General features: G+C 70.0%; 30 protein-coding genes. 14 read left to right on the forward strand and 16 right to left on the reverse strand.

Annotated features, from left to right (window positions below):
* The first annotated feature begins 312 nt into the window (after positions 1–312).
* The 8 genes from QSK20_RS02455 to QSK20_RS02490 all read left to right on the forward strand — a co-directional run bounded on the left by QSK20_RS02455 (position 313) and on the right by QSK20_RS02490 (position 9,901).
* Positions 313–1,500, forward strand: a complete 1,188-nt coding sequence (locus QSK20_RS02455) for an ROK family transcriptional regulator (protein ID WP_285786882.1) — start codon at positions 313–315, stop codon at positions 1,498–1,500.
* A gap of 72 nt (positions 1,501–1,572) precedes the next feature.
* Positions 1,573–3,093 (forward strand): ABC transporter substrate-binding protein, encoded by a 1,521-nt coding sequence (locus QSK20_RS02460; RefSeq protein ID WP_285786883.1) that lies wholly within the window; start codon positions 1,573–1,575, stop codon positions 3,091–3,093.
* Between the two features lie 79 nt (positions 3,094–3,172).
* Positions 3,173–4,114, forward strand: a complete 942-nt coding sequence (locus QSK20_RS02465) for an ABC transporter permease (RefSeq protein ID WP_285786884.1) — start codon at positions 3,173–3,175, stop codon at positions 4,112–4,114.
* Complete coding sequence (locus QSK20_RS02470) at positions 4,111–5,934, forward strand: dipeptide/oligopeptide/nickel ABC transporter permease/ATP-binding protein (protein ID WP_285786885.1); 1,824 nt, start codon at positions 4,111–4,113, stop codon at positions 5,932–5,934. Before QSK20_RS02465 ends, QSK20_RS02470 begins: the two co-directional genes overlap by 4 nt.
* Positions 5,931–6,770 (forward strand): ATP-binding cassette domain-containing protein, encoded by an 840-nt coding sequence (locus QSK20_RS02475; RefSeq protein WP_285786886.1) that lies wholly within the window; start codon positions 5,931–5,933, stop codon positions 6,768–6,770. Before QSK20_RS02470 ends, QSK20_RS02475 begins: the two co-directional genes overlap by 4 nt.
* Before the next feature lie 29 nt (positions 6,771–6,799).
* Entirely contained in the window at positions 6,800–7,723 is a 924-nt protein-coding gene (locus tag QSK20_RS02480) for a sugar phosphate isomerase/epimerase family protein (RefSeq protein ID WP_285786887.1), read from the forward strand.
* Positions 7,720–8,781 (forward strand): Gfo/Idh/MocA family protein, encoded by a 1,062-nt coding sequence (locus QSK20_RS02485; protein ID WP_285786888.1) that lies wholly within the window; start codon positions 7,720–7,722, stop codon positions 8,779–8,781. Before QSK20_RS02480 ends, QSK20_RS02485 begins: the two co-directional genes overlap by 4 nt.
* Before the next feature lies 1 nt (position 8,782).
* Positions 8,783–9,901, forward strand: a complete 1,119-nt coding sequence (locus QSK20_RS02490) for a Gfo/Idh/MocA family protein (RefSeq protein ID WP_285786889.1) — start codon at positions 8,783–8,785, stop codon at positions 9,899–9,901.
* Positions 9,902–9,976: 75 nt separating this feature from the next.
* On the opposite strand, the gene QSK20_RS02495 is transcribed toward QSK20_RS02490, so the two are convergent.
* Complete coding sequence (locus QSK20_RS02495) at positions 9,977–10,315, reverse strand: Imm51 family immunity protein (protein WP_285786890.1); 339 nt, start codon at positions 10,313–10,315, stop codon at positions 9,977–9,979.
* A gap of 91 nt (positions 10,316–10,406) precedes the next feature.
* Between QSK20_RS02495 and QSK20_RS02500 the strand changes: the two genes are divergently transcribed.
* On the forward strand, positions 10,407–10,904 hold the full coding sequence (locus QSK20_RS02500; RefSeq protein WP_285786891.1) for a DinB family protein: 498 nt from the start codon (positions 10,407–10,409) through the stop codon (positions 10,902–10,904).
* Positions 10,905–11,025: 121 nt separating this feature from the next.
* Here QSK20_RS02500 and QSK20_RS02505 read toward each other — a convergent pair whose 3' ends face one another.
* The 5 genes from QSK20_RS02505 to QSK20_RS02525 form a co-directional block, all read right to left on the reverse strand.
* Positions 11,026–11,721, reverse strand: coding sequence for an ABC transporter permease (locus QSK20_RS02505; RefSeq protein ID WP_285786892.1), 696 nt, complete (start codon positions 11,719–11,721; stop codon positions 11,026–11,028).
* A complete protein-coding gene (locus QSK20_RS02510; RefSeq protein WP_285786893.1) occupies positions 11,718–12,596 on the reverse strand; it encodes an ATP-binding cassette domain-containing protein in 879 nt (292 codons plus the stop codon). The genes QSK20_RS02505 and QSK20_RS02510 overlap by 4 nt, the downstream gene beginning before the upstream one ends.
* On the reverse strand, positions 12,593–12,952 hold the full coding sequence (locus tag QSK20_RS02515; RefSeq protein ID WP_285786894.1) for a GntR family transcriptional regulator: 360 nt from the start codon (positions 12,950–12,952) through the stop codon (positions 12,593–12,595). Before QSK20_RS02515 ends, QSK20_RS02510 begins: the two co-directional genes overlap by 4 nt.
* Before the next feature lie 162 nt (positions 12,953–13,114).
* The gene (locus tag QSK20_RS02520; protein WP_285786895.1) at positions 13,115–14,176 is read right to left on the reverse strand and encodes an XRE family transcriptional regulator; all 1,062 of its coding nucleotides are present in this window, start codon (positions 14,174–14,176) and stop codon (positions 13,115–13,117) included.
* A 169-nt stretch (positions 14,177–14,345) separates the two neighbouring features.
* Positions 14,346–14,498, reverse strand: a complete 153-nt coding sequence (locus QSK20_RS02525) for a hypothetical protein (RefSeq protein ID WP_285786896.1) — start codon at positions 14,496–14,498, stop codon at positions 14,346–14,348.
* Positions 14,499–14,710: 212 nt separating this feature from the next.
* Between QSK20_RS02525 and QSK20_RS02530 the strand changes: the two genes are divergently transcribed.
* Positions 14,711–15,505 carry a GntR family transcriptional regulator gene (locus tag QSK20_RS02530; protein WP_285786897.1) on the forward strand — a complete coding sequence of 265 codons (795 nt, stop codon included), beginning with the start codon at positions 14,711–14,713 and terminating at the stop codon, positions 15,503–15,505.
* A 5-nt stretch (positions 15,506–15,510) separates the two neighbouring features.
* On the opposite strand, the gene QSK20_RS02535 is transcribed toward QSK20_RS02530, so the two are convergent.
* Complete coding sequence (locus tag QSK20_RS02535; RefSeq protein WP_285786898.1) at positions 15,511–15,738, reverse strand: hypothetical protein; 228 nt, start codon at positions 15,736–15,738, stop codon at positions 15,511–15,513.
* A 411-nt stretch (positions 15,739–16,149) separates the two neighbouring features.
* On the opposite strand from QSK20_RS02535, the gene QSK20_RS02540 reads away from it, so the two are divergent.
* On the forward strand, positions 16,150–16,686 hold the full coding sequence (locus QSK20_RS02540) for an XRE family transcriptional regulator (RefSeq protein WP_285786899.1): 537 nt from the start codon (positions 16,150–16,152) through the stop codon (positions 16,684–16,686).
* 199 nt (positions 16,687–16,885) lie between these two features.
* Positions 16,886–17,383: a YcxB family protein gene (locus QSK20_RS02545; protein ID WP_285786900.1), complete on the forward strand. Its 498-nt coding sequence runs from the start codon at positions 16,886–16,888 to the stop codon at positions 17,381–17,383.
* A gap of 176 nt (positions 17,384–17,559) precedes the next feature.
* Here QSK20_RS02545 and QSK20_RS02550 read toward each other — a convergent pair whose 3' ends face one another.
* Positions 17,560–18,534 (reverse strand): cation diffusion facilitator family transporter, encoded by a 975-nt coding sequence (locus tag QSK20_RS02550; protein WP_285786901.1) that lies wholly within the window; start codon positions 18,532–18,534, stop codon positions 17,560–17,562.
* 177 nt (positions 18,535–18,711) lie between these two features.
* Between QSK20_RS02550 and QSK20_RS02555 the strand changes: the two genes are divergently transcribed.
* The gene (locus QSK20_RS02555) at positions 18,712–19,071 is read left to right on the forward strand and encodes an ArsR/SmtB family transcription factor (RefSeq protein WP_285786902.1); all 360 of its coding nucleotides are present in this window, start codon (positions 18,712–18,714) and stop codon (positions 19,069–19,071) included.
* Positions 19,072–19,229: 158 nt separating this feature from the next.
* Positions 19,230–20,060, forward strand: coding sequence for a M23 family metallopeptidase (locus tag QSK20_RS02560; protein WP_285786903.1), 831 nt, complete (start codon positions 19,230–19,232; stop codon positions 20,058–20,060).
* 509 nt (positions 20,061–20,569) lie between these two features.
* Here QSK20_RS02560 and QSK20_RS02565 read toward each other — a convergent pair.
* From QSK20_RS02565 to QSK20_RS02600, 8 genes are all read right to left on the reverse strand, one after another.
* Positions 20,570–21,772 (reverse strand): tyrosine-type recombinase/integrase, encoded by a 1,203-nt coding sequence (locus QSK20_RS02565; protein ID WP_285786904.1) that lies wholly within the window; start codon positions 21,770–21,772, stop codon positions 20,570–20,572.
* A complete protein-coding gene (locus QSK20_RS02570; protein ID WP_502888827.1) occupies positions 21,773–21,928 on the reverse strand; it encodes a helix-turn-helix domain-containing protein in 156 nt (51 codons plus the stop codon).
* A gap of 10 nt (positions 21,929–21,938) precedes the next feature.
* Positions 21,939–23,249 carry a replication initiator gene (locus QSK20_RS02575; RefSeq protein ID WP_285787194.1) on the reverse strand — a complete coding sequence of 437 codons (1,311 nt, stop codon included), beginning with the start codon at positions 23,247–23,249 and terminating at the stop codon, positions 21,939–21,941.
* A 134-nt stretch (positions 23,250–23,383) separates the two neighbouring features.
* A complete protein-coding gene (locus QSK20_RS02580) occupies positions 23,384–24,319 on the reverse strand; it encodes a hypothetical protein (RefSeq protein ID WP_285786906.1) in 936 nt (311 codons plus the stop codon).
* A 5-nt stretch (positions 24,320–24,324) separates the two neighbouring features.
* Positions 24,325–25,413, reverse strand: a complete 1,089-nt coding sequence (locus QSK20_RS02585; RefSeq protein ID WP_285787195.1) for an FtsK/SpoIIIE domain-containing protein — start codon at positions 25,411–25,413, stop codon at positions 24,325–24,327.
* Between the two features lie 381 nt (positions 25,414–25,794).
* Positions 25,795–26,031, reverse strand: coding sequence for a hypothetical protein (locus QSK20_RS02590; protein ID WP_285786907.1), 237 nt, complete (start codon positions 26,029–26,031; stop codon positions 25,795–25,797).
* Entirely contained in the window at positions 26,031–26,306 is a 276-nt protein-coding gene (locus QSK20_RS02595; RefSeq protein WP_285786908.1) for a hypothetical protein, read from the reverse strand. The genes QSK20_RS02590 and QSK20_RS02595 overlap by 1 nt, the downstream gene beginning before the upstream one ends.
* 97 nt (positions 26,307–26,403) lie before the next feature.
* The gene (locus QSK20_RS02600) at positions 26,404–26,526 is read right to left on the reverse strand and encodes a hypothetical protein (protein ID WP_285786909.1); all 123 of its coding nucleotides are present in this window, start codon (positions 26,524–26,526) and stop codon (positions 26,404–26,406) included.
* Positions 26,527–26,534 lie beyond the last annotated feature (8 nt).

A 26,534-nucleotide genomic window follows, 5' to 3' on the forward strand; every position in this document is an offset into this window, starting at 1 on the left:
CATCCTGACGAACGCTCTCCGTACCGGCGAAGAGGACCACTCGACCGGTGTGGACGGCGTTTGCGGGCCCCGCCCGCGTCGGGCCACCGCCCGGCGCCGCGACCGGCGTCCGACGGCGTCCGCGCCAGCCACCGGCCCGCCCCCCGGTGGGCACCCACTCCGGGGCGACCCGACCCGGGTCCAGCATCCTCACCAGGGACTTTGTCCGGCGGCTCCCATCCTGGACGACATGACCCGAAACAATGTCACGACTTGGCAACAAGCCGGGGTCGAGTCTTGTTCGAGGGTTTGTTAGCCCCCTGTACTAACCGGGTGACGTGCACTGATGACGCGGCACCGCCCGCAGTCGAACCACTGGAGAGCCCCGCCCGCGGCAGCGCTCCGGGCCGGGTCCGTTCCGGCGAGAAGGTGCGCCCGGAGCAGGTTCGGGTGCACAACCGGGAGCTGCTGCTGCGGACGCTGTACCGGGAAGGACCGCACAGCCGGGCCGACCTGGCGCGGCGTACCGGGCTGACCCGGGTCTCGGTCTCGGAGGTGGTGGGCGAGCTCCTCGCCGACGACCTCGTGGTCGAGGTGGGCACCCGCTCGGGGAGCCGGCCGGGGAAACCGGCCATGATGCTGGAGTTCCACGAGCACGGCCACCAGATGATCGCCCTGGACCTCAGCCACTCGACGCTCTACCGTGGGGCCGTCCTCGACCTCGGCGGCACGGTCGTGGCCCGTCAGGACGTCGAGATCGGCGGCAGCACCGGAGACGACGCCCTGGCGAAGGTCGTCGGGCTCGTCGGCGCGCTGCGGGACCAGGTGACCGCGCCGCTGCTCGGCGTGGGCATCGGCACGCCCGGCATCGTGGACGTCACGGGTGTCGTGCTCAGTGCCCCGAACCTGGGATGGAAGGACCTTCACCTCCGGTCGGTGCTGGTCGAGCGCTTCTCCTGCCCCGTCGTCGTCTCGAACGACGCGAACGCCACCGTGCTCGCCGAGCGCAGTTACGGACGCAGCGCGGCGGACACCCTCCTCATCCGGGTCGGTGTCGGCGTGGGCGCCGGGCTGCTGCTCGACGGCACGCCCGTCCTGGGCAGCAGGTTCGCCGCCGGCGAGATCGGCCACGTGGTCGTGGACGTCGCCAGCGACCGGCAGTGCGTCTGCGGCAAGGCCGGTTGCCTCGAGACGTGGTTGTCCACCCGACGCATCCGGGACGACCTCTCACGCGCCCGTACGGACGCGGAGCGGAACCGGGTGCTCACCGTCGCCGGCGAGTCGCTCGGCGCCGTCCTCGCGCCGATCGTGGCGGCGCTCAACGTCTCGGAGATCGTGCTCAGCGGGCCGCACCGGGTGCTGGAGGGTCCGCTGGCCGACGCCGTGACGGCGACCATCCGGGAGCGCGCCCTGACCGAGGCGCACGGCGACATCGTCCTGCGGCTCTCCGACCTCGGCGACGACATCGTCCTGCGCGGCGCCGGCGCCATGGTGATGGACCAGCAGCTGGGCATCACCTGATCCATCGATCAGATTCTCGCTATCAGAGCAACGCCGACCGGCGGTGGCTTTGCCGTAACAGAAGGGAAAACGGTGAAACTGAACCGTACGCTGACCGCAGCGCTTGCCGCGGTCGCTCTGGCCCTCGCCGGTTGCAGCGGAGGTGGGGAGGCGGCCGAAGGGGACACGTCCCAGCTCGTCCTGGGCAACAACGGCGACCTCCTGACCTGGGACCCCGCCGAGATGAAGGAAGGCGCGGTCATCCACTACGCGGAGGCCGTCTACGACCCGCTGCTCCGCAAGACACCCGAGTCGAAGATCGAACCCAACCTGGCCACCGAGTACCAGTACAACGACGACCTCACCGAACTCACCCTGAAGCTGCGCGACGACGTGACCTTCAGCGACGAGACCACCTTCGACGCCGAGGCGGTCCGGGTCAACCTGGAGGCGCGGAAGAAGGGCGCGGGCAGCGCCTCCGAGGCCGCCCGGGTGATCGAACGCGTCGAGGTGGTGGACAAGACCACCGTCAAGCTGCACCTCAGCGAGCCCAGCCCCGGCCTGCTGGCCGCCCTGGCGACCTACCTGGGTTACATGGCGAGCCCCAAGGCGCTCGCCGCGGGCGGGATCGCCACCACCCCGGTGGGCTCCGGCCCCTACCTGCTCGACCCCGGCAACACCGAGAAGGGCGTGCGCTACACGTTCACCAGCCGCGAGGGCTACTGGAACCGCGACGCGTTCCCGTTCGAGACCGTCGTGATCCGGCCGTACGAGGAGTTCACCGCCCGGTACAACGCGCTCACCACCGGTCAGATCCAGTTCATGTACGGCACGCCGGACATGGTGCCGAAGGCCAAGGCCGACGGGCTCACCGTCGCCACGGTGCCCGGTGAGTGGCAGGGCATCATCCTCCAGGACCGGGCCGGAAAGGCCTCCCCCGCTCTCGGCGACGTCCGGGTGCGGCAGGCGATCAACCACGCGCTGGACCGCAAGGCCATCCTCGACACGCACTACGGCGGCCTCGGTCAGGTCTCCACGCAGACCTTCAACCCGGCCAGCGAGGCGTGGGTGCCGAGCCTGAACGAGCGGTACCCGTACGACCCGGCCAAGGCGAAGGAACTGCTGACCGCCGCCGGTTACCCGAACGGCTTCAAGCTCAAGGTGTCGTTCAGCGAGGGCTTCATGTCCCCCCTGGTCCCGATCGTCGCGCAGTACCTCGCCGACGTGGGCGTCACCGTCGAGCAGGTGCCGGTCAACGGCTTCGCCAACGGCGGCCTGGAGACCCTGAAGGGCCAGCCGGCGTTCATGCTCTCGTTCTCCACGAACATCCCCGCCTGGACGGACGTGCTGAACAAGCTCACCCCGACGTCGCTGTGGAACAACTTCCAGTACACCGACGACACGGTCACCCGGCTGCTGCGGGAGATCCCCGCCGCCCAGGGCGACCAGCAGGCCGCGCTCTACAAGGAGCTGAACACCCACCTGGTGGAGCATGCCTGGTTCGCGCCGATCGTCACGCAGGAGAACGTCTACCTCGCCAAGCCGGAGATCGACGTGACCATGCAGCAGGCGCAGCTCATGCCCAGCCTCCGCTTCTTCGCCCCGGCGAAGTAACGCCGCGGATCCGCCCCGGGCGGGTCGGACGCCAGCCGACCCGCCCGGTGCCCACCAGCTCATCTAGGAGGTAGCCGGCATGCTGAGCTTCGTCACTCGGCGCCTGGTCATGGGCCTGCTGTTGGCGTTCACGGTCGTCACCGGGATGTTCTTCTTCCTCATGCTCACCGGGTCCGATCCGGCCCGGGGCGCGCTCGGCCTCTACGCGTCCGAGGAACAGGTCGCGGTCAAGCGGGCGCAGCTCGGGCTGGACCGCCCGGTCGTCGAGCAGTACCTGGACTGGCTGGGCGGCGCCCTCCGGGGCGACCTGGGGATGTCCTCCGCGCAGAACACCGAGGTGATCGACCTCATCGTCACCCGGCTGCCGGTCACCGTCTCCCTCGCGCTGGGCGCGGTCGTGGTCGCGGCGGTACTGGGCATCGCGCTCGGCCTGCTCGCCGCGACCCGCCCCGGCAGCTTCGACCGCGTGCTCCAGGTGGTCATGGTGCTCGGGTTCAGCCTGCCGAACTTCTGGGTGGCGATCATCCTGGCCCTGGTCTTCGCCGTACAGCTGCGGTGGTTCCCGGCCACCGGGTTCGTGCACCTCCAGGACTCGCCGAGCGGCTGGCTGCTCTCCGTCACCCTGCCGATCGCGGCGCTGTCGGTCGGTTCGATCGCCGCCATCGCCCAGCAGCTACGCAACTCCGTCATCACCGTGACCAACCAGGACTACGTCCGCACGCTGCGCAGCCGTGGCCTGTCCGCTCGCCGCATCCTGCTCACCCACGTCCTGCGCAACGCGGCCCCGCCCGCGCTGACCATGCTCTCGTTGCAGTTCATCGCGGCGATGAGCGGCGCGGCGATCGTGGAGCGGGTCTTCGGTCTCCAGGGCATCGGCGCGGTCGCCATCAACGCCTCGGGCAACAGCGACATCCCCGTCATCATGGGCGTCCTGCTCTTCACGGTGCTCGTCGTCGTCCTCGTCAACCTCGCGGTCGACATCATCTACGCCGCACTCAATCCGAAGGTACGGAACGCATGAGCGCCGACGTGACCGCCGGCGCGGGCCTGACATTCCGGAGAGCCCGCGCCTTCCTCAGCAACCCGATGGGCGTGGTGGCCGGTGGCGTGCTGCTGTCCATCGTCGTCGCGAGCGTCCTCGCGCCCCTGCTCGCCCCGCAGGACCCGAACCTCGTGGTGCTCTCCGAGGCGCTGCGACCGCCGAGCGGCGACCACCCGCTCGGCACCGACGGCAACGGGCGCGACATCCTCAGCCGGCTGCTGTACGGCGGACGGGTCAGCCTCCAGGCCGGCACGATCATGGTGGTCACGGCCATCCTCTGCGGGGTCCCCGCAGGTCTGCTCGCCGGCTACCACGCGAAGTGGTTCGACGGCCTGTCGAGCTGGGTCTTCAACATGCTCATGTCGCTGCCGGAGATCCTGATCATCATCGTGGTCATCGCCTCCCTGGGCAGCGGCCTCGCCCCGACGATGATCACCCTCGGCGTGCTGGCGTCGCCGGACATCTTCCGGCTGACCCGGGCCGCCGTGATCGCCGTACGGGAGGAGCTCTACTTCGACGCGGCACGGGTGGCCGGGCTCTCCGACCTCCGGATCATCTTCCGGCACGTCCTCTCGGTCGTGCTGGGGCCGGTGCTCGTGCGGTCCTCGTTCATCTTCGGCATGGCCATCATCGTCCAGTCCGGCCTGGAGTTCCTCGGCTTCGGCGATCCGGAGCGACCGAGCTGGGGCGGCGAGCTCAGCAACGCCTTCCAGAACTTCCACCGCGCGCCCGAACTGGTCGTCGCGCCGGGGGTCGCCATCGGCCTGACCGTCATGGCGCTGGTGCTGGTCGGGGCGGCGCTCGCAGACTCGCTCGGCACCGGCCGCCGCAGCCGGGCCCGCCGGGCCACGCTCCCACCGGCCAAGGACGATCCGACCGTCACCCGGAGCGGGCCCGTCGACGCACCGGCCACGGACGACCCGACGGTCACCGGGCCGGCCACCGCGTCGACTTCCGCCGCCCCGGCCGACGCCCTGCTGCGGGTCGAGAACCTGGCGGTGCGGTACGCGGCCGAGGACGGCAGCACCAAGACCGTGGTCCGGGACGTGTCCCTGCACGTCGCCCGGGGGGAGGTGCTCGGCCTGGTCGGCGAGTCCGGGTCGGGCAAGTCCCAGACGTCCTTCGCGATCCTCGGTCTCCTCCCGCCCGACGCTCTCGTCTCCGCCGGGCACCTCTCCCTCGGCGGCCGGTCCCTGGTCGGGCTCCCCGAACGGGAGATGCAGAAGCTGCGCGGCCAGAAGATGGCGTACGTCCCGCAGGAGCCGATGTCGAACCTGGACCCGTCGTTCACCGTCGGCGCGCAGCTGACCACACCGATGCGCCGCAAGCTCAGGATCTCCCGTAGGGAGGCCACCGACCGGGCCCTGCGCCTGCTCGAACGCGTCGGCATCCCCGACCCGCCCCGGACCATGGCCGCCTACCCCCACCAGCTCAGCGGGGGCATGGCCCAGCGGGTCCTGATCGCCGGCGCGGTCTCCTGCGACCCGGAGCTGCTCATCGCGGACGAACCCACCACCGCGCTCGACGTCACCGTGCAGGCCGAGGTGCTCACGCTCCTGCGGGACCTGCAACGGGAACGCGACATGGGCCTCATCCTCGTCACCCACAACCTGGGTGTGGTGGCCGACATCTGCGACCGGGTCGCGGTCATGCGGGACGGCCTCGTCGTGGAGCAGCGACCCGTCGCCGACCTCTTCGCCGACCCCCGGCACGAGTACACCCGCATGCTCCTGGACTCGACCCTCGACGACGCCCCACCCCGGGGCGCCCGCGCCGCCCGCCCGGAGGTGTCCCCGTGACCGACGGCACCCGCCCCGACACTCCCCTGCTCGACGTCCGCGACCTCAACGTCGTCTACCCCGGACGCCGCTGGCGGTCCCCGTCCTTCCACGCGTTGCACGACGTCTCGATGCGGATCGGGGCCGGCGAGACCGTCGGCCTGGTCGGCGAGTCCGGATCGGGCAAGACCACGCTTGGCCGTGCCCTCCTCGGTCTCGCCCCGGTCAGCAGCGGAACGGTCACCTTCGACGGCGTCGACATCACCCGGGCCGGTCGACGTGCCCGCCGCGCGTTGAGCCGCGACATCCAGGTCGTCTTCCAGGACCCGTACTCGTCGCTGAACCCGGCCATGACCGTGGAGAGCATCCTCGCCGAGCCGCTGCGGGCCCAGGGCACGCCCCGTGCCGACGCCGCCGAACGCATCGGCCAGCTGCTCCGGCAGATCGGCCTGAGCGCCGACGCGGGACGCCGCTATCCCCGGGAGTTCTCCGGCGGTCAACGCCAACGCATCGCCATCGCGCGGGCGCTCGCCCTGGAGCCCCGACTCGTCGTCTGCGACGAGCCGGTGAGTGCCCTGGACCTCTCCACCCAGGCCCGCATCCTCGACCTGCTCATCGACATCCAGGAGCAGACCGGCGTCGCGTACCTCTTCGTCTCCCACGACCTGTCGGTGGTCCGCTACATCTGCCACCGGGTCGCGGTGATGCTCAAGGGCCGGATCGTCGAGACCGGTGCCGGCGACGCCGTCACCTCCGCACCGGAGCACCCCTACACGCGGCGGCTGCTCATGGCCTCACCCATCCCCGACCCGGTACGCCAGGCGGAACGACGCCGCCGTTACGCCGCCCTCACCTGACCAACCCGTACAGAGAAAAGGACGTACCAGTGCAGTTCGGTTTCAGTTCGTACTCCTTCTACCAGCACCTGCGCACCGGCAGGATGAACCTGTTCGACGTCATCGACTGGATCGGCGCCAGCGACGCCACCCACATGGAGATCGCCACGGTGTCGTTGTCCCCGGACATCTCCAACGACACCTCCACCCTCGACCAGGACCCGGCGTTCGTGCGGGAGGTGAAGACCCGCGCGGCCGACCAGGGGGTCACCCTCTCCAACCTCGTCGTCCCGGCCGACCTGCTCGGCGAGGACGCGCCACGGCACATGGCGCGGGTCAAGCGGCACCTGGAGGTCGCCGCGGAGCTGGGCATCGGCCTGTTCCGCCACGACGTCGCCCGGTGGGCGCACCGGGCGAAGGACATCGCCGAGTTCGAGGCGCTCATGCCCCGGATGGTGGAGGCGTGCCAGGAGATCGCCCGCCACGCCGCCCAGTACGGCATCACCACCAGCGTGGAGAACCACGGGCTGCTGATGAACGGCGGCGAGCGGGTCCGCCGGCTCATCCACCTGGTCGACGAACCGAACTTCAAGACCACGCTCGACGTCGGCAACTTCATGTCGGTGGACGACAACCCGGTGGTGTCCGTCGCCGAGAACGCCCGGTACGCGAGCATCGTCCACCTGAAGGACTTCTACGTCCGTAAGCAGTACCCCGGCGAGGGCTGGCACCACACGCCCGGCGGCATGTACCTGCTCGGCTCCATCGTCGGCTACGGCGACCTGGACATGCGGCGGATCGTGCAGGGCATCGTCGCGGCGGGCTACGACGGGTTCATCTCCATCGAGTTCGAGGGCATCGAGGAGTGCCTGACGGCCAACCCGATCGGTCTGGCCAACGCCAGGCGCCTCTTCGCCGAGGCGCAGGCCGACGCGCAGGCAGGAGCGCACGCCGGGACCGGGGCCGCCAAGTGAGCCGGCTCGGGGTGGGGGTGATCGGGGTCGGCAGCATCGCCGACATGCACCTGGCCGCGTACGCCGCGAACCCCCGGGTCCGGCTCGTCGGCGTGTACGACCTCAACGCGGAACGCGGCGCGCAGAAGGCGGCGACCTTCGGCGTGTCCCGGGTCCACCCGACCCTGGACAGCCTGCTGGCCGATCCCGAGATCGACGCGGTGAGCATCTGCACCTGGAACGACAGTCACGCCGAGATCGCCACGGCCGCGCTGGACGCCGGCAAGCACGTGCTGGTGGAGAAGCCGCTGAGCCGTACGGTCGCCGAGGCCGAGGCCCTGGTGGCGGCGGTCGAACGCAACGACCGGCACCTCGAGGTCGGCTTCGTCCGGCGCTTCGGGGCCAACGCCCGGGTGCTGAAGTCGTTCGTGGACGACGGCATGCTCGGCCACGTCTACCACGCGCGGGCCACGAACATCCGACGCCTCGGCAACCCGGGCGGCTGGTTCGCCGACAGCCAGCGCTCCGGCGGCGGGCCGCTGATCGACATCGGCGTGCACGTCCTCGACCTGTGCTGGTACTTCATGGGCACCCCGAAGGCCGTGACGGTCAGCGCGGTCACCCACTCGCCGCTCGGGAACCGGGCGAACGTGACCTCGCTGTCCCGCTACAAGGTGGCCGACTACGACCCGTCCCGCAGCGACGTCGAGGACTTCGCCGCGGCGCTCATCCGCTTCGACAACGGGGCGTCCCTGACCCTGGAGACCAGCTACTCCCTGCACGCCCTGGAGGACCGGCTGGAGGTGGCGGTCTTCGGGGACCGGGGCGGGGCGGAACTCGAACCGAAGCTGCGGATCGCCACCGAACGGGCCGACACCGTGCTGAACGTGGACCCGCAGATCGACCACCTGTCCTTCGACTTCGCCGAGGGGTTCGCCACCGAGATCGCCCACTTCGTCGCGCTCTGCCTCGGCGAGGCCGAGGAGGTGGCGCCGGTCTGGCACGGCGCGGAGGTCATGCGGATGCTCTCCGGTGTCTACGAGTCGGCCCGGACCGGCCGCGAGATCAGGCTCGACTGAGATGGGCCACGACCACGCGACGGTCCGGGTGGGGGTGCTGGGCTGCGGCAACGTGAGTTCCCGCTACCTGGCCAACCTGGCCGGGCAGCCGGAGGTCACCGTCGTCGCCTGCGCCGACGCCGAGCCGGCGCGGGCGCGGGCGCTCGCCGCCGCCCACGGGGTGCCGGAGGTACCGTCGGTCGACGACCTGCTGGCGCACCCGGGGGTCGACCTCGTGCTCAACCTGACCCCACCCCGGGCGCACGCCGAGACGACCCTGCGGGCCCTGGCCGGCGGTAAGCACGTGTACACGGAGAAGCCCCTGGCGACGTCGATGGCCGACGCCCGCCGCATCGTCGAGACCGCCGACGCCCGGTCGCTGCGGGTGGGCACCGCACCGGACACCTTCCTGGGTGCCGGCGCGCGGGCCTGCGCGGCGCTGGTCACCGAGGGGCGGATCGGCACCCCGGTCTCGGTGAACGCCGCCATGATGAACGCCGGACCGGAACGTTTCCACCCGGAACCGGAGTTCCTCTACCAGGCGGGCGCCGGCCCGCTGTTCGACATCGGGCCGTACTACCTGACGGTCCTGACCGCGCTGATGGGGCCGGTCGCCCGGGTGGGCGCCCTCGGGGCCACGGCGCGACCCGAGCGGGTGGTGCTCACCGGGCCCCGCGCGGGAACGACGTTCGGGGTGGAGACCCTGACCCACGTCAACAGCGTCCTGGAGTTCGCCGACGGGGCGTTGGGCCTGCTGGTGACGAGCTTCGACGTCACCGCCACCCGCACCCCGCACCTGGAGATCCACGGGACCGAGGGCACGATCGTCGCCGCGCAGGCGAACTCGTGGGGCGGCCCGGTGCTCGTCCGGACGACCGGCGACGCCGAGTTCACCGAGGTGCTGCCGGAGCCCACCGCGTCCGACGGTTTCATGGGGATGGGCCTGGTCGACCTGGCCCGGTCCATCCTGACCGGTCGCCCCGCGCAGGCGACGGCGGCCCGCGGCTTCCACGTCCTCGAAGTCCTCACCGCCATCGCCGACTCCGCCCGCGACGGCGGCCGGTTCGTACGGATCGAGTCGACGCTGACGGCCCCGGACGGCCAGCGACCGGCGGCCACCGTCGGGCCCGGGTCGGCCTGAGCCGCCGACACCGGCGTGCCCCGCGGGTGCGGTTCCGGCGTACGGGGGCGTCGCACGTGGCCGGAGGCGTCGGGTTCAGTCGTCGAACTCGAACCCGTTCGCCTCGGCCGCCGCGACCACCTGCCGCATTAGCTCGCCGTCGGTGGCGACGGCGGCCATCCGGACGGCGAGTTCCTCCAGCGCGCTCCGGTCGGCACCGTAGGCGCAGAACATCCCGCCCTCCGGGTCGTAGGAGAACCGGCCGTCGAGCGCCGGGGCCTCGGTGCTGACGAGCAGTCGCGCGACGCCCTCCCAGAAGTACCCGTTCGGCTCGTGGCCGAGTTCCTCGACCAGCCCGTCGACCGGGGTGGTGCCCGCGTTCAGCAGCAGCGAGTACTTTCCGGGGGTCGTCTCGATCAGTTTGAGCGGAGTCACCGGACGATCCTGGCACCCCCGGTAACCGGCGGCAAGCATCCCGGACACGACCTTCGCTTGTCCCCGGGCGGCGCTCTGGGATGCTTCGGCCATGCCTTCCTACCCGCCGACCTTCGCCGACCACGTCGTCGCACAACCGGCCCGCGCCCAGTTCGAGACGTTCCTCGACGAGCACCGCAACGCGCTCAACAGCTGTCTGGACGGGCTGACCGAGGAGCAGGCACGCCGGTCGTTGGTGGCCTCCCGGACCACGCTGCTGGGTCTGGTGAAGCACGCGACCTTCGTCGAGAAGGTCTGGTTCGACGAAGCCGTCACGGGCCGGACGCGCGCGGAGATCGGCATTCCCGAGCGGTCGGAGGAGTCGTTCGTCCTCGACGACGACGACACGATCGCCACCGTCCAGCACGCGCACCGCGTAGCCTGCGACGCGTCACGCCACGCGACGTCGTCCCTGGGTCTGGACGACATCCTGCACGGGCACCGGCGGGGCCCGCTTCCGCTGCGCTGGGTGTACCTCCACGTGCTGCGTGAACTCGCCCAGCACTGTGGGCACGCCGACATTCTCCGGGAGCAACTCGTCGACGGGTAGTCCGTGCACGTCCGCTCGGTGGGCCACCCACCGGACGCCGCGTCCGCCCCTGGCCGGTCCCGGTCCGCCGGCGACCGCCGGCCCGCTCCAGGCGGACCGGCGGTCGCCGGGTGGGCCACCGTCAGGCGTTGGCCCTGCGGATGCCCGCCATTCCCCCCAGGGCGGCCACCGCGGCCACCAGGACGGGCCATCCCACCAACAGGCTGGCCTGGTGCTGGCTGCTCAGCCAGTGCCAGATGTCACCCCACCAGCCCTGCCAGGTGACCAGCACGGCGAGCAGGCCGAACACCAGGATCGCGGCCACGATCACGGTGAACAGGCCGTTGGTGCCGAACCGGACGAACCAGACGGCGGTGAAGATGGCGAGGAAGTTCAGGAACAGGAACGGCGCCGCGTAGACGGCGACCTGCAACAGCCCGTTGGCGACGTCGACGTACGGCACCCGGAAGAAGTGCAGCTGGATCCCGAATCCGTTGGTGGCGCCCTCGACCAGGTTGAGCAGGTAGAGCAGGGCGCCGTAGACGACCGCCTGCACGACGGTGACCAGCGTGGTGGCGAGGTAGAAGGTGCGCCGGGTGACGCTCATGCCGAGCGCGAACGGGAACATCTGGCTGATCGAGACGGCCGCACCGATCGCGGCGACGACGTAGATGCTGGACAGGCCACCGGTGCTGGTCTTGCCCGGCGCCGCCTCGTCGATCGACGCGAAGAGCAGGATGTTGATCGCCAGCGAGCTGGCCATGATGCCCCAGGGCCACGCCATCTGGCTGACCCAGGCCACGGTGTGCAGCCGTGCGACGTCGAGGATGCGTGTCATCGGACCAGTTCCCTTTCCGTCGTCAGGCGGACGACCGCCTGCTGGAGCGACGCCGGTTCCAGGTCGAGGCCGAGCTGCTTGGCGCGCAGCCGTTCGGCGTCGTCGAACGGGCCACGCAACGTCGCCCGTACGGTGCCGCCGAGCTGGCTGCGGTGCAGCACCTGGTGTCCGGTCGCGAAGCCGTCGACCACCTCGGCGGGCCCGGTCGCGTCCACCACCTCGCCGCGCAGCTCGTCGCTGGGCGCGTCGAGCAGCAGCCGGCCCCGGTCGAGCAGCAGGACGTGCTCGATCAGGTCGGCCACCTCGTCGATGAGGTGCGTGGAGAGCACTACCGTGCGCGGGTGTTCGGCGTAGTCGGCCAGCAGCCGGTCGTAGAAGAGCTGCCGGGCGACCGCGTCGAGGCCGAGGTACGGCTCGTCGAAGAAGGTCAGCGGTGCCCGCGCGGCCAGGCCGATCGTCACGCCCAGCGCGGACGTCATGCCGCGCGACAGCCTGCGCACGTCCCGGTCGCGGGGCAGGTCGAAGTCGTCCACCAGGGACCGGGCGAAGTCGTCGTCCCAGTTGGGGAAGAGCCGGCCCGCCAGGCTCAGCACGTGCCGGACCTTGTAGACGGTCGGGTACTTCTGGCTCTCCTTGACGAAGACCACCCGCTTGAGCACCTGCTCGTTCTCGTACGGGCGCTCACCGAAGAGCGTCAGGTCACCGGAGGTGACACCGGTCTGGCCGGTGATCAGCTGCATCAGCGTCGTCTTGCCGGCGCCGTTGCGGCCGAGAAGGCCGTAGATCGTGTTCTCCTCCAGGGTGAAGGTGACGTCGTCGAGAGCGGTCACGTCACCGAACCGCTTGGTGAGGCCGGCTGCCGCCACGACGCTCATCGCTGTTCCTCCCAGGTCTCGATGAGTTTCTTCAGCTCTTCGGTGCCGATGCCCAACTTGCGGGCCTCCTCGACGAGAGGGCGCACGTACTGGTGGGCGAAGTCGAGCCGCCGACGTTCCCGGAGCGTTTCGCGGGCCCCCGTTGCCACGAACATCCCGATCCCCCTGCGTTTGTAGAGAAGCCCGTCGTCCACCAGACGGTTGATCCCCTTGGCGGCGGTCGCCGGATTGATCCGGTGGAACGCCGCCAGCTCGTTCGTGGACGGCACCTGGGTCTCCTCGGCGAGCGTCCCGTCGACGATCGAGTTCTCGATCAGCTCCGCAATCTGGACGAAGATCGGCCGATCATCGTCCATCTCGCCTCATCGGTTCATTACTCATGTAGCTAACCATGGCACCGGCAAACCCTGGCTGTCAAGAGCACCCCTGCCGCGCCCACCAGCAGGCCAGCGCCCCTCGTTACCGGGTGGCGGCCCTCTTCACTCACGTGGCACGGCGACTTCCCGGCGGGTGCGTGGCTACCGGGGCTGGCGGGTGAGGCCGATGGTGGCGGCGAGGCGAGTCAGGTCGGCGGGCGTACGGCCGGCGCGGACAAGCGTGGTGAGCAGGGTGTGGGCGGCGGGGCGGAGGCGCACCTCGGCGGGGGCGATCTGGTCGGCGGTGAGCAGGGCCCGGCCGGCGGCGTGATGGTCGCCGGTGTCGAGGTGGGCGCGGGCCATGTCGATCAGGTGGGCGGCGCGGTGTTCGGCGGGCAGCCGCTGCCAGGCCGTGTCGCGGGTGGCGTGGTGGTGGAGGGCGAGGGCGGTGCCATGGTCGCCGAGGCGGGCGGCGACCAGGGCGCGGGCCAACTCGACCAGGACGGGCGCGAAGCCGTCGTCGTCGTGGAGGCCCCGGGCGTGGTGGCTGGTGGCCAGGCGGAGCGCCTGGTCGGCACACTCCTGGGCGGTGGTGGCGTCGCCGCAGGTGGCGGCGGCGATGGCCGCTTCGGCAAGCAGCGTCCCGGCCAGGGCCAGGCCGTCGGCCGGGAGATGGTCGGGCGGCGTGTCCCAGTGCGGGCGCGGAGCGAACCGGCGTACGGCGGTGGTGGCCACGGTCAGCGCGAGCCGTCCCCGGTCGAGCGCCCGTAACGCCTGGGTGAGGGCGACGGCTGCGCAGGCGGTGAGGCGGGCATCGCCGACGGCCGTGGTCATGGCCCGGTCGGCGGCCAACCAGGCGAGGTGGGGATCGCCGAGCTTGACCAGGGTCTGGGCGGTGAGCCGGTGCACGCGCACCAGGGGGTCGGTGAGCGCTGGTGCGGTGTGGTGGGCGTGGCGGGTGGCGGTGAGCAGGCCCGGCAGGACGCGCAACACCTGCCGGTGGTGGGCATGCCGGTAGGCGGTCTCGGCGTACCGGAGCTGCCGGTCAAGCTCGGTGACGGTCGACGGCCGGTCCCGGCCGGCGGGGGTGTCATGATCCGCGAGAGCTTCCCGGACGGCTTCGACGGCGGCGGTAGTGCCACCGGCAGCCGGGGCGCGGCGGGTGTTACGGCCGAGCAGCACCGCTGGGGTGACGCCGAGCGCGGCGGCCACGGCCTCGATCATCGGGAGGCGGTCGAGGCGGCGGACGCCGCGTTCGACCTTGTCGACCCAGCTCTTCGACCGGCCGTGCGGTCGGCGAAGACCTGCTGGTTCATGCCCCGGCGGGTGCGGAGCTGGGCGATCCGCCGGCCGATGGGCAACTCACGACGGTTGTCGCACGGCGGCGGCACGCTCACCGGCGCACCCCCCGGTGCAGGCTCTCAGTGGACTGCCCGCAGCGCGGACACCACCGGGACTTCACCCGGAACGCGAGCAGCCCGAGCAGGAACCCGGGCACCAGCCCGCCGAAAACGGCCGACACGATCACCTCGGCAACCACGGACACACCCACCTTCCGACCAGGCCACCCCACATCGGTACGGGTAGCGGAACGACGGCTGAACGCCTCAACAGGCGGCAAGTTAGCGCACTCACATATCTTCAGAACAAGATCGGGTGCACTAACTTGCGGATGATGGAGAAGGACGTTGTTTGCCGTGTCGGGTGGGCCATGGTCGACTTGGGACCAGTGACCGCGTCGACTCGGAGGGGCCACCGATGACCGACAAGGAACCGCCCAGCTACCAGCGCGTCGTGGACGATCTGCGCTCGCGGATCCTCGACGGTGAACTCGCCCCCGGCGACAAGCTCCCCACCGAGCGGGAACTCCAACAGCGATGGGGCTTCTCCACCACGGTCATCAAGAACGCACTCACCCTGCTGCGCAGCGAAGGGCTCATTGAGGGCCGACGCGGCTCCGGAAACTACGTACGCGACCGGACCCGGCTGGTGCGGCGGGCCCACTCCCGGGACCTGCGTAACCGGGTCGGGAGCACGTCGCCGTTCGCGCGGGACAGCCAAGCCGCCGGCAAGCGCCCGAGCTGGGAGGCGGACAGCCGGAAGATCCCCGCCCCGCCGCAGGTGGCCGCCCGGCTGGGCATCCAACCCGGCGACCCGGTGATGCACACCCACTACCGGTACCTGGCCGACGACACACCGATCCAGCTCGCCGACTCGTACGAGCCGTTGGCCGTCACGGGCGGCACGCGGGTGGAGTTTCCCGAGCGAGGGCCGGTCGTCGGTGTCGTCGCCCGGATGGACTTCATCGGCGTGGCCATCGACCGGTTCACCGAGGAGGTCACCACCCGCCCGGCGCTGCCCGAGGAGGTCGACGCCCTCGCCCTCGACCGGCGCGGCGGCCGGTGGGTGATCGCCGTCGAACGCACCTACCATGCCGGGCGGACCGCTGTCGAGACCGCCGACATCGTCTTCCCCGGCGACCGATACCGCCTGGTGTACGAAGTCCCCGTCGACCCGTGGACGCCACCCGCCGACGAGCCCGAAGCCGACTGACCCGCTCATCGCCGCCCCGCCCGGTGCAGCCCGGCGGTGGACCGTCCACACCGCGAACACCACGCGGACCGCACCTGAACGCCGAGCCCGAGCACGAAGCTCAACGCCGACCCACCGAGCACGATCAACGAGACCCCGAGCACCACGAACACGCTCACCTTTCCGGCGAGGTCGAGGGCGGGAGTGTTGCCGCACCCCGACCCACGACCGTCCGCCCCTCCGAGGGTGGTCAAACCCGCCCCGCCCGCGCCCCCGTCACGTCGATCTAGGGAAAATCGTTGTTGGCGGATCTCCACGAACGACGATTTGCCCTAGATCCACACCGCAGACAGGCGGGGACGGGTTCGGCATGTGCGAAACGCTGCCAGCGCGTCACGGACCGTTGCACCGTCCAGATGAGACCTTGCGAGGACGTCCAGGAAAGGTCCCTGGTGGTCATGGCGCGTAACGACGTACTCAGACAGACGATCATGGGATCCGGGCTCACCGTGGCTGACCTGGCAGAACGCTGCCAGGTCGACGTGAAGACCGTGGAGAGATGGGTCAGCCGGGGCCGGGTTCCGCATCCCCGGTCCAGGGTGCGGGCGGCCGAGGTGTTGGGTCACGATGTGGGGGTGTTGTGGCCTGAGATCGTACGACGCGCGGTGAAGGTCGGGACCGATCGTGAGCTGGTCGGCATCTACCCTCGCCGGGCCGACCTTCCCCGATCGGTATTCCGGGAGGCGATCGAACGCGGCGGCTCCCGACTGTGGTTCGGCGGGTACACCAGCTACTTCCTCTGGTTGGAGGTGCCCGACGCGGCGGCAACCCTCGCCGCCAAGGTCAACGCCGGGGCGGACGTGCGGTTCCTGCTCGGCGACCCGGACAGCCCGGTCACCGCCGAACGCGAACGAATCGAGTCGACTCCGCTCACCCTGGCCACCCGCATCGCGATGACCCGGGCAGAGATCAACAAAGCGAACGCGGCGATTCCTGTACGCCTCTCCGACCGGCACATCGCCATGTCCGTATGGGTCTTCGACGACGAGGCGATCGTCGCCACCCACATCGGCGCGGGACTCGGACAGGACTCCGTGACGCTGCACCTGCGACGAGGGCAGGACGGGGGCGCATTCGACAGGTACGTCGAGCACTTCGAATCCCTCTGGGCCGCCGGAAAGTCCATCGGCCCGGCGGACTGAGATTCGCTCACCCCCGCCGCCTGGACCCCCTCCACAACCGCCTCAAGATCAAGGAAGCGTTTGGGACGGCAGCAGGGGAACGGTCACCTCGTTGGCCACGCCCCTTTCTAGGCGTCGCAGGTGCCCGCTTTAGGTGCGCTCCCGGTTCGGGCGGGAGTCGGTCGCTGCCCGGAGCGGGCATGGGCACTATCGTGCTGGCGTGCGCATCCGTTTCGACGTCCCGGCCGATCCTGACTATCCGGGCCGCGTGGCCGCCGCGCTCAGCAGGTTCCGACTGCGCAGATACGGCCAGGTCGGCGCGGTGCTGGCGGCGGTCGGGGCAGTCGGGCTCGCCGCCTCGCGGGGATTCGGGTGGGGCGAGCAGCTCGCACCGCTGTGGATACCGATGCTCGTGGGTGGCGTGCTGGCGATGCTCTACGCACCGTGGGCACGGTGGCGGGCCCGGCGGCGCTCCGGTCGCTACGCGGTCGAGGGCTCCTACGACATCACCGACGACAACATCATGATGCGCAGCGGCTCGGAGTCCGGCGGTATCGCCTGGGACGGGGTCGACCAGGTGCGGGACACCCCCGAGTTCTGGATCGTGTACGTCCGCGGGGTGCCGGCGACCGTGATCCCACGTGGCCTGATGTCCGCCGAGGACGCCGAGACGTTGCGAGCCTTCATGGCCGAACGTGGGCTGCTCCAGCCTCGGTGAACACGTTTCGTCTGCCACCGAGCGGACGTCAGGGGCCACACCGGCAGGACCGGAGAGGCAACCGACGGGCCATGCCGATGTGGTCGATTGATCGCTGGCACCACCCGAGAACGTTGACCGTTGGCAAATCCACCGCGCCGGCCGTCGCCCGCACCCCAGGTAGGCCGACCCTTCGATCAGCGGGTGCGTTGGCGGCGTTGGTGTGACAGGTCGGTGTGGTGGTGGCCGCCGGGGTGACTGTCCGGGTCGGTGTGGACGGTGGCACCGGTCAACCTGGGTACGGCATGAGTGAGTTGATGTTCCGCGTCGGCGGCGATCTCGTGTGCGGCGATAAGGCTGAGATCGGCGTCGACGACCAGTTCTGCTTCGGCGTGCAGCCGGTGGCCGATCCAGCGCAGGCGGATCGCGGCCACGTCACGCACCCCGTCCACGGCCCGGAGAGTCGTCTCGGCCTGGTCGACCACGGCGGGGTCGACGGCGTCCATGAGCCGCCGGTACACCTCGCGGGCGGCATCCTTGAGGACGAAGGCGATGGCGACCGCGATGACCAGGCCGATCACAGGATCGGCCCACCGCCAGCCGAGCGCGGCCCCACCAGCGGCGAGGAGCACCGCAAGGGAGGTGTAGCCGTCGGTACGGGCGTGCAGGCCGTCGGCAACCAGGGCGGCAGAGCCGATACGGCGGCCGACCCGGATGCGGTAGCGGGCGACGAGTTCGTTGCCGACGAAGCCGACGAGGCCGGCAGCAGCGACCCACGGTAGATGGGTGACCTCGGCCGGGTGGAACAGACGAGCGACTGCGGTCCAGGCTGCGGCGACGGCGGAGGCGGCGATGACCGCGACGATGACGATGCCGGCGATGTCCTCGGCGCGTCCGTACCCGTAGGTGTAGGCGCGGGTGGCGGCCCGCCGGCCGAGCAGGAAGGCGATGCCCAGCGGCACGGCGGTCAGCGCGTCGGCGACGTTGTGCAGGGTGTCGCCGAGCAGGGCGACCGAGCCGGACAGCACCACGATGACCGCTTGGGCCACGGCCGTGACGCCGAGACCGACCAGCGAGATCCACAGCGCACGTAGACCCTCGCGGGAGGACTCCAACGCGGGGTCGATCTTCGCCCGGGAGTCATGCGAGTGCGGAACGACCGCGTGCGTCAACCGGTGCCACCATGCAGCGAGCCGACCCGAGTGGCCATGCCCGTGGTCGTGACCGTGGCCATGGGCGTGGTTGTGGCCATGGCCGTCGTGACCGTGGTTGTGGTTGTCCACCGCGTCTCCCAACACCTTCGGCGGTTGGCGGGCAGGTACCCCTTGACAGCGGCATAATATGTGCTCATGTACGCACGCGACAATGCTGCAACTGCCTCTGACCTGCAACGACGCCTCCCTCCCGACAGCCATGTGGAGGCAGCGACGGAGATGTTGCGGATGCTGGCCGACGGCACCCGACTACGGTTGATGCGGTTGCTCGTCGACGGCGAGCACGACGTGACGGCGTTGGTCACCGCGCTGGGGGTGGCGCGGCCGGCGGTGTCGCAACACCTTGCCAAGCTGCGGTTGGCGGGACTGGTGGCGATGCGTCGGGAAGGCCGCCGAGCCCTCTACACGGCGCGGGGCGGGCATGTACGACGGCTGGTGACCGAGGTCATGCACGCCGCGTCTCACCGGGTGGCTGGCATCCCCGACCACGAGTGAACCCGGCGGAGCCTTACTGCTAGACGGGCGCCCGGCCCGCCGACGCGACCGCCCGGTGGACTCGGCCTGGCTACTTCACGCAGAGAACTCGTGCGACTTCCAGAAGCGATCGCAGCGAAAGCCTTGCCCTCCAACGGACGCAGCCTTAAGTTGCATTGATGATCCTCAGCGGGGAGCCTCGCCCTGACCCTCCTCGGACCGTCAGCCACCCCGATCTGCGGCCCGAGGATCTCGGTGGCATCGCCTATCTGCGAGGGCTCTCGAGACGGGGGTTCATCACAAGCGCCGTGCTGGCGGCATCCGGGGTGTCGACCGCCTTTGCGCTGCTGCCCGACGCCGCCCAGGCTGCCGGCAGCTATCTCAGACCGTGCGGAAACGTCCGGATCTCGAGCTCCTGGCAGGACCACCGGAACCGGACACCGCCCTCGGGTGAGCCGGGCACCGACTATGCGGTCGGAACCGGCACCCCGGTGATGGCCGCGGCGCACGGCACGATCCGGTACGTGAAGACCGACACCTCCACCGCCACCGGACGCGTCGTGGGGATGGCCCACGACGACGGCAATTATACCCGGCACCTGCACCTGTCGAGGATCGCCGTCTCAACCGGTCAACGCGTGTCGCGGGGCCAGACGATCGCCTACTCCGGCGCCTCGGCGCACGGCAGCGACTACGGCGTCGGACCGCATGTGCACACGAGCCTCTGGCTGAACACCGGCAGTCCGACGAATTTCAGCGCGACGGTGGACTTCGAGAACCACGTCGGGGACGCCACCAACCCGAACCCGCCCGACCAGGAGGTAGATGACGTGTTCGTCGCGAATGTCAGGGGCAACTGGTACCTCGTTGTCCCCCAGGGCACCGGTAAGCCGCGGGCAGTGGTCCTCGGTGGCGACAGCAATGCCGCCGCTTCCGGCATCCCCGTCCTGAACTTCAGCTGGGAGCCGTCGATCAATGCACTCAGGGCGGCGGTCGACGGCATCGGTTGATGGCCCCCGCGCGTCACGGCGGTTCGGGATCCCCGCCTTGCCGGGGTGACCCCTGGTAATCCTCAGCGTCGCTCTGCAACGTGAAAGGACGGACGGGCCGACTCGCAAGGGTGGTACAGCTACCCACTCATCGGGACCATGACGCTCCGTCTAGAGATGGCTAACGATCCCGACTCCATCGTCACAACGGTTCGAGTGCATCATCCGCCCGACCGACTACTGGCAGCCCGCATCGAGACCATCATGTCGATGCTCGCCCGCTACCAGGTCGTCGCCTAGCGATCGCGGATACCGCAAGATCAGGGCGTCTCCAGGGCGTCAGACGCTGGCCAAAGTTGACCATGAACGACCGTCGACACCCGGACATAGAACCAGTTCAGAGCCTCGATCGAGGCTCTGAACTGGTTGGGCGACGGACGAGTCGACCTGTACGCCGGATTATGACGGTGAAGCGCCCTCTGACCTGGGGCGGAGCCTGGCGACAACCGCTGTAGGCCGTCGCCAGGCCGTCAGGGCTTCTCCCCCGACGCGAAGAGGTCGTCGATCGCGTTCCGGGTGCGTTCCTCGCTGGCCGGCATCAGGTGCGTGTAGACCCGGAGCGTGAAGCCGGGATCGGCGTGGCCGAGGTACGACGCAAGGGCCTTGATGCTCTCCCCCGCGTCGAGCAGCGACGAGGCGTAGAAGTGGCGCAGCGCGTGCATCCCGGTGGCCCGGGTCGGCGTGATGCCAGCCGCCACGACAGCCGGTCGCCAGCTCTTGTCGTCGAAGGTGCGCCGGTTGATCGCGCCGCGCCGGGTGGTGGTGAACAGCAGTGGCACGGTGACCCGTTCGTCGCTGGCCGGGTTCTCCCACGGCAGGGTGAGCTTCACCGGGGCGAAGTCGTCGACGTGCTGCCGCAGGACCAGGGCGACGGAGTCAGGCAGCGGCACCCGGCGGTCACGATCGTTCTTGGGCAGCCCGAACACCAGCCGGGACCGGACGAGCTTGACCTGACGCGAGACGTGCACCCAGCCGCCGTCGAAGTCGATGTCGTCGACGCCGAGCCCTAGGATCTCCCCCTGTCGCAGCCCGCACCCCGCGCCGAGGTCGACCATCGGCCGGTACCGCTGGGCGAGGCCACCGCGGATTGCCGAAACCTGTTCGTACCGCCACGGCACCACCCGACGCTGAACCGGTCGCGGCGGCTTGACCGACTTTGCCGAACACGGATTCTTTGCGATCCGTTCGTCGTCGACCGCCGCGCCGAGGATGGTCCGCAGGTGCGCGAAGACGACGGCCCGGGTCGCCGGAGCCAGCTTGCCGACCATCGCGGCATCCCACTCCCGGATGTGACCCGGCTTGATCGACGCCAGTTGCCGAGAGCCGAAGAACGGCAGCAGGTGTTTCCGTACCCGGAATTCCGTGCTCTCCCGGGTCGACTCGTCGAACGAGCGCGTACGGAGCCAGGTCTCGGCGTACTCCATGAAGGTCATCCGCCCGGCAACCGGGTCGACGTAGGAGCCCCGGAGCTTGTCCGTCTCCGTCGAGACGAGGAACGCCTCAGCGTCCCGCTTGGCCCGGTCAGGGAACGACTTGCTGCGCTCCCGCCCGTCCGGTGCGATGTACCGGACCCGGTAGCGGTTGCCCGTACCGAACAGCTCCGACTTGACCCGCTCGGTCCGCCCGGTGGGGTGCCGGATGGTCTTGTACCAGCGATCTTCGATGTGCGCCATCTATGCCGCCGCCTGTGCCTTGAACCAGGCCCGCACGTCGGTCGCGTCGTACCGCAGGTACTTCCCCACGCGAGCAGCCGGCGGGCCGTAATTGACCTTCCGCCAGCGGTAGACGGTCGCCACCGGGACGCGCAGGAACCGAGCTACGTCCTCCACCGACCAAACTTCAGTCATTGGAATCCCCTCCCCTTTCTGATGTGCGATTCCTCCGCGCGGCTCGGATGCGGTCTCCGATGGCGGTGGCGAGTTCGATTTGCTCGCGGGTGTCGTAGCCGATGCCGAGGATCTGCCAGTCGTTGACGACCAGGACGTCCGTGTCCTCAGGCAGGCCGGCTTCCGTGAGCGCGGTCTGTAGCTGATGCGCGCGACGTTCGGCGCGAAGGTTCTTGAAGGTCGTGCTGTAGATGCGCGACTTGGTGAGGAAGTGGCCCCGGAAGCCGAGCATGTGCGCCCAGTGGCGAAGCTTGAGGTCGGCGTACTGGTCGAGGCCGCCGAGGTCCCACGCGGTCTGGATCATGGCCCGGTGGTGGTTGGAGATGGTCAGCCGGTCGATGTGCGCTTGCGAGCGGATGCGCCGGTCTCCGGTCTCCGTCGCGCCGGTGCCCTTGGTGGCGTACTTCGCGATGTAGCCGGCAAGCCGGGTGTCGTTGACGACCTGGTCCCCGTCGTCGGTCCCGTCCGGGATGTCGATGTCGGTGGCGGTGATGTCCTTGACGTCGACCTGCGTGCCCCACCGCAGCGGCAGCGGAACTCCATCGGGGCGGACAGTGTCCAGCTCGACGGACGAAGCCGCGGAGCGCACCGCATCGGCCAGGACGTCAGGAGTCAGCCACACCGGGGGCGAGGAGTCCGGACCGGTCGGGCCGTCCGCGCGGATGACCGCGTGGAAGTGGACTAGGCCGCGCCCCTGATACTCAGCGACCTTGGCGTAGGAGATCCGCAGGAACGCCCCGGACTCCCGGACGGTCAGGCCACCGGCAGCGGCGACGGCGCGGCGTAGGGCGATGGTGAACCGGTGCCACAAGCCGCCGCTGTGCGCCTGCCACAGCACCGCGCCGGTGTAGTCGTACGAGTCCGGGGCGATCGGGCTACCGAGGAGCCGGTAACCCTCGGGGTGCCAGCGTCCGCAGGAGCAGGGCCGCTTGCCGGGCCGGTTGTGCACCGCGCCGAACGACGGAGCCGTGAGGGTCACGAACAGCCGCGTGGACCGGGCCACGGTGTCGGGGACGCCCTTACCGCCGGACATGCCCGCGTGGATCAGGTGCCAGGCGTCGGCGGCGTACCGGTCGGCGCAGGTCGGGCAGACAGCCGCCCGGCGGGTGCCGCAGGAGGCCCACACCCGACCCTGCCGGGACGCGATCAGGTCACCGCTACCGAGGTGGCGGACCTCCCACTTGCCAGTGAGGCGGACCGGCTGTAGGCAGCCCTGGACGGACTCGACGCCGGCCCGCCACTCCCGGTAGGCCGGTGAGCGCATCCACCGGGTCAGCGCCGCCTCAGGGTCATGCACGGGCCACGGGGACGAGGACATAGGAATCCCTCCGGATACGGCCCTGCCGTGCCCCTGGGACGTGTAGGGGCACGGCAGGACAGAGCGAGAAGGTGCGAGGGTTAGTGCGCGTAGCCGTTGGCGGTGACCGGGGTGAGCCGGTCGACCACCCGTGCCGCGATGGTCAGCGGCAGCCGCGTGGCGCGTTGGATGTCGGCGGCGGTCACCGGGTCGGTGGAGTCCGCGACGAGTTGCCGGATCTGTGCCTGCATCGCCGTCGGGATGCCGAGCCCGTCCAGCTCGACCGCCGGAGGCGGAGCCGGGGCCGGGGTCTCCACCGGGGCGACCGGGGGCAGGGTCGCCACGGTCGGGGGCACCACGGGAACAGCCGGAGGCTCGACCGGGACGGCCGGCGGTGGGGGTGCGACGACAGCCGGCGCTTCCACCGATGAGGCCGGCGGCTCGACGGCCGGGGCCGACGAGGCGGGTTCACTGGTCTGAGGCTTGGTCAGGGTGACCGCCCGTCGCGCCTGGGTGCAGCGCGCCTGCACGATCGGCATGACCTCGGCCAGGAAGAACACCAGGACCGGCACCATGATGTGCGCCGCCAGCATGCCCGCGCTGATCCCACCCTCACGAGGCCAGAGCGCCGGCACGACGTTCATGACCAGCGTGCACGTGAGGAGGAACCGCTTGAGCCAGTCGACCGCTTTGGAGCCGATCTCGATCTCTCGGGCGATCATCGCCGCTTCCCAGCGGAGCACCGTGATGAGGACGCCGACAAGGCAGGGCTCGACGCCCCAGCAGCCCCACCACACCGGGTCGGCCGGGGTGAGGTGACCGGCGAGGAAGTCCTGAACGCCGGTGGTGGTGAACACCGACCCGACCGCCAGGAAGATCCACAGCGACCGCGTCACGGACACCCGCAGCCGTTCGATGTCGACGATGTCCAGCGCGGCATCCTGCTCCAGGTCGTGAAGCTGCCGCGCCACATCCAGACGCTTGCTCAGCCGGCGGACCTGCCGAGGCTGCCGAGCCTGCTTGTCGTCCCGCTTCATCTCGTTCACCCCTGCCCCGCGTGCGCCAGCTCGGACACCGGCCAGCCGGCGACCCGCACGAGGTCGGCAATGTCGGAGTCGTCGCAGTACGCGGCCCGGACCCGCACCGGGGTACGGGAGCGCTGCTTGACGACGAACCCGATCCCGGCCGAGTCCGGCACGTTAGGGATCTCGTCGGCCAGAGCGCCCCGACGCCGCATGTCCTCACCAAGAACCATGTCGACGTGGCCGGCCGACGTCGCCCGCAGGCACACCCGCAGGGAGAACAGGTCACGCTGCGGGATGACGTCCTTGGTGGGTTCCTGAAGCGCGCCGATCACGCTGCCGCCCAGCGCCCGAGCCTGCGACAGGATCAGCGGCAACGCCGCCTGAGCACCCTTGGTCAAGGACCGGTCGCCGTAGCCGGTCACCGCGCCCAGCTCATCGAGCACCAGGACGTCAAGCGGAGTCTCGCGGGACATGGCGAACGTCCGCCGGCCCTGCTCCGCGAGGATGCGCTTGCGTTCCTGCATGCCACCCCAGAAGCCCTGGATGACGTCCACGATGTCGGCATCCGTCTCGGCGTACCGGTACGACACCGGCCGCAGGGCGTTGAGTTCGGTTCCCTTGGGATTGACCACGTGCACGCGCACCAGGCCGTCACGGATCAGCGGAGCGCACGCCCGCAGCGCCATCCACGTCACGGAGTTCTTACCCGAGCCGGTGGCCCCGGCGACCAGCCAGTGTTGCCCGGTCAGCGGCGCCCACCAGTCGGTACCGTGCTCCGTCTCACCCAGGTACACCCGCGCCAGGTCCACCGCGTCGGAGTCACCGAGGAGGTCAGGCGAGATGATCGGTTCGGTGAACGGCTCGGAGCGCTGGACGATGAGCGCGATGACCTGGGGGCGGACCCGCTCGACGCCGACCCGCTCAGCCTTGAGCGCCACGGCCAGGGCTTCGGCGGCTTCCTCCCACATCTTTGGCGTCTGCCCGAGCAGGAGCCGCACGTAGACCGTCTCAGTGGACGGGGAGTGCGACCGGACCCGGATGATCCGGGGCACGGAGACGACGCCCGTGGACCGGTGGACCGTCACCAGGTTGCACGCCTCCGTCACCCGACCCCACCACGGCCCGAGGTACGCCCGCGACAGCCACCGCCGACGCACCGCCCGAAGCTGCGGAGCCGCCCACCGCGACCAGGAGTCCGGGTGACCCCGGTACCAGCCCACACCCGCCGCCACCGCACCCGCCAGCACACCACCCGTCGTCATCGGCCCGAACTCGACCAGGCCGGCAGTGACAGCGGTCGGAGCCGCCACGAAACCGGGGTGCCGAGCGAACCAACCCGCGACCCGCCATTCCCACCCCTGAGCACGCTTACCCATTTCCCGCACCCACCTTCACCATTTGTGAATGAATCGTCATGTGTTGTTTTTGGGCAAGAAAAGGCCCGGATCGGATCACCAATCCGGGCCTTTCCCGTAGAGCAATTACTGTCAGCTCACCGCCGAGAGCATCTGCTTAGCGCGAGACGTGGCCTGCTTCGCTTCCCGCGTCTCGTCCATCCACGGAGTAGCTTCCTCCAGGAGGACCAGGAGCACCGCGACCGACCGACGCAATTCGTCGTACTGCCGCAGGTACCGATGCCGCTCCGGCATTCCCCGCATCGAATCCCGCAGGAGGCGCATAGCCCGATCGATACCGTCGTAGGTGTCATCAACCTTGTACGACATCAGCTCACCTTCCACGGCTTGGCGATCAGGTCCGCCTCGAACGTCTTCACCCGCAGATGGAACGCCCTCAGGTGTTCCGCCGCCTGCTTGTGCGCGTCTTCCAAATCCTCGATCCGGGCCGCGTACTGGTACACCGTGCCCGGCGGCGGCTCACACGCGGCGATCAGGCTCTTCACGCCGTCCAGCAGCATCGCCAGACCCTGCGCGTTGCCCATCAGCGCCTCGTACCGCCGTCTGCCGGTCAACTCCTTCACGAACTCCGGCACCAAATCCATGCCGCTCCTTCCGGTCCGGTCTTCCCCACCATCGGTAGGCCACCACCCGCCCCCGGCAGATCCACCAAGGGACGGATAGTGAGCCACCGACCGGCGGCTACTCCCGACCGGTCAGACGCCACACCCGACGCCAACGCCGCGTCTCCCGGCGAATCAACCCGACGTTGATCAAAATCGACAGCAACAGCAACGCGATGAGGATCAACTCGAAATCCGACATAGCAACCT

The organism is Micromonospora sp. NBRC 101691 (assembly GCF_030269285.1).
Classification (GTDB): domain Bacteria; phylum Actinomycetota; class Actinomycetes; order Mycobacteriales; family Micromonosporaceae; genus Micromonospora; species Micromonospora echinospora.

Bases quoted from the DNA above. Each gene is read 5' to 3' on its own strand.
- QSK20_RS02515 (WP_285786894.1), bottom strand. From the start codon at position 12,952: ATGGACGATGATCGGCCGATCTTCGTCCAGATTGCGGAGCTGATCGAG.
- QSK20_RS02505 (WP_285786892.1), bottom strand. From the start codon at position 11,721: ATGACACGCATCCTCGACGTCGCACGGCTGCACACCGTGGCCTGGGTC.
- QSK20_RS02600 (WP_285786909.1), bottom strand. From the start codon at position 26,526: ATGTCGGATTTCGAGTTGATCCTCATCGCGTTGCTGTTGCTGTCGATT.
- QSK20_RS02520 (WP_285786895.1), bottom strand. From the start codon at position 14,176: ATGATCGAGGCCGTGGCCGCCGCGCTCGGCGTCACCCCAGCGGTGCTG.
- QSK20_RS02510 (WP_285786893.1), bottom strand. From the start codon at position 12,596: ATGAGCGTCGTGGCGGCAGCCGGCCTCACCAAGCGGTTCGGTGACGTG.
- QSK20_RS02565 (WP_285786904.1), bottom strand. From the start codon at position 21,772: ATGGCGCACATCGAAGATCGCTGGTACAAGACCATCCGGCACCCCACC.
- QSK20_RS02590 (WP_285786907.1), bottom strand. From the start codon at position 26,031: ATGTCGTACAAGGTTGATGACACCTACGACGGTATCGATCGGGCTATG.
- QSK20_RS02530 (WP_285786897.1), top strand. From the start codon at position 14,711: ATGACCGACAAGGAACCGCCCAGCTACCAGCGCGTCGTGGACGATCTG.
- QSK20_RS02575 (WP_285787194.1), bottom strand. From the start codon at position 23,249: ATGCGCTCACCGGCCTACCGGGAGTGGCGGGCCGGCGTCGAGTCCGTC.
- QSK20_RS02580 (WP_285786906.1), bottom strand. From the start codon at position 24,319: ATGAAGCGGGACGACAAGCAGGCTCGGCAGCCTCGGCAGGTCCGCCGG.
- QSK20_RS02465 (WP_285786884.1), top strand. From the start codon at position 3,173: ATGCTGAGCTTCGTCACTCGGCGCCTGGTCATGGGCCTGCTGTTGGCG.
- QSK20_RS02490 (WP_285786889.1), top strand. From the start codon at position 8,783: ATGGGCCACGACCACGCGACGGTCCGGGTGGGGGTGCTGGGCTGCGGC.
- QSK20_RS02595 (WP_285786908.1), bottom strand. From the start codon at position 26,306: ATGGATTTGGTGCCGGAGTTCGTGAAGGAGTTGACCGGCAGACGGCGG.
- QSK20_RS02500 (WP_285786891.1), top strand. From the start codon at position 10,407: ATGCCTTCCTACCCGCCGACCTTCGCCGACCACGTCGTCGCACAACCG.
- QSK20_RS02555 (WP_285786902.1), top strand. From the start codon at position 18,712: ATGTACGCACGCGACAATGCTGCAACTGCCTCTGACCTGCAACGACGC.
- QSK20_RS02470 (WP_285786885.1), top strand. From the start codon at position 4,111: ATGAGCGCCGACGTGACCGCCGGCGCGGGCCTGACATTCCGGAGAGCC.
- QSK20_RS02560 (WP_285786903.1), top strand. From the start codon at position 19,230: ATGATCCTCAGCGGGGAGCCTCGCCCTGACCCTCCTCGGACCGTCAGC.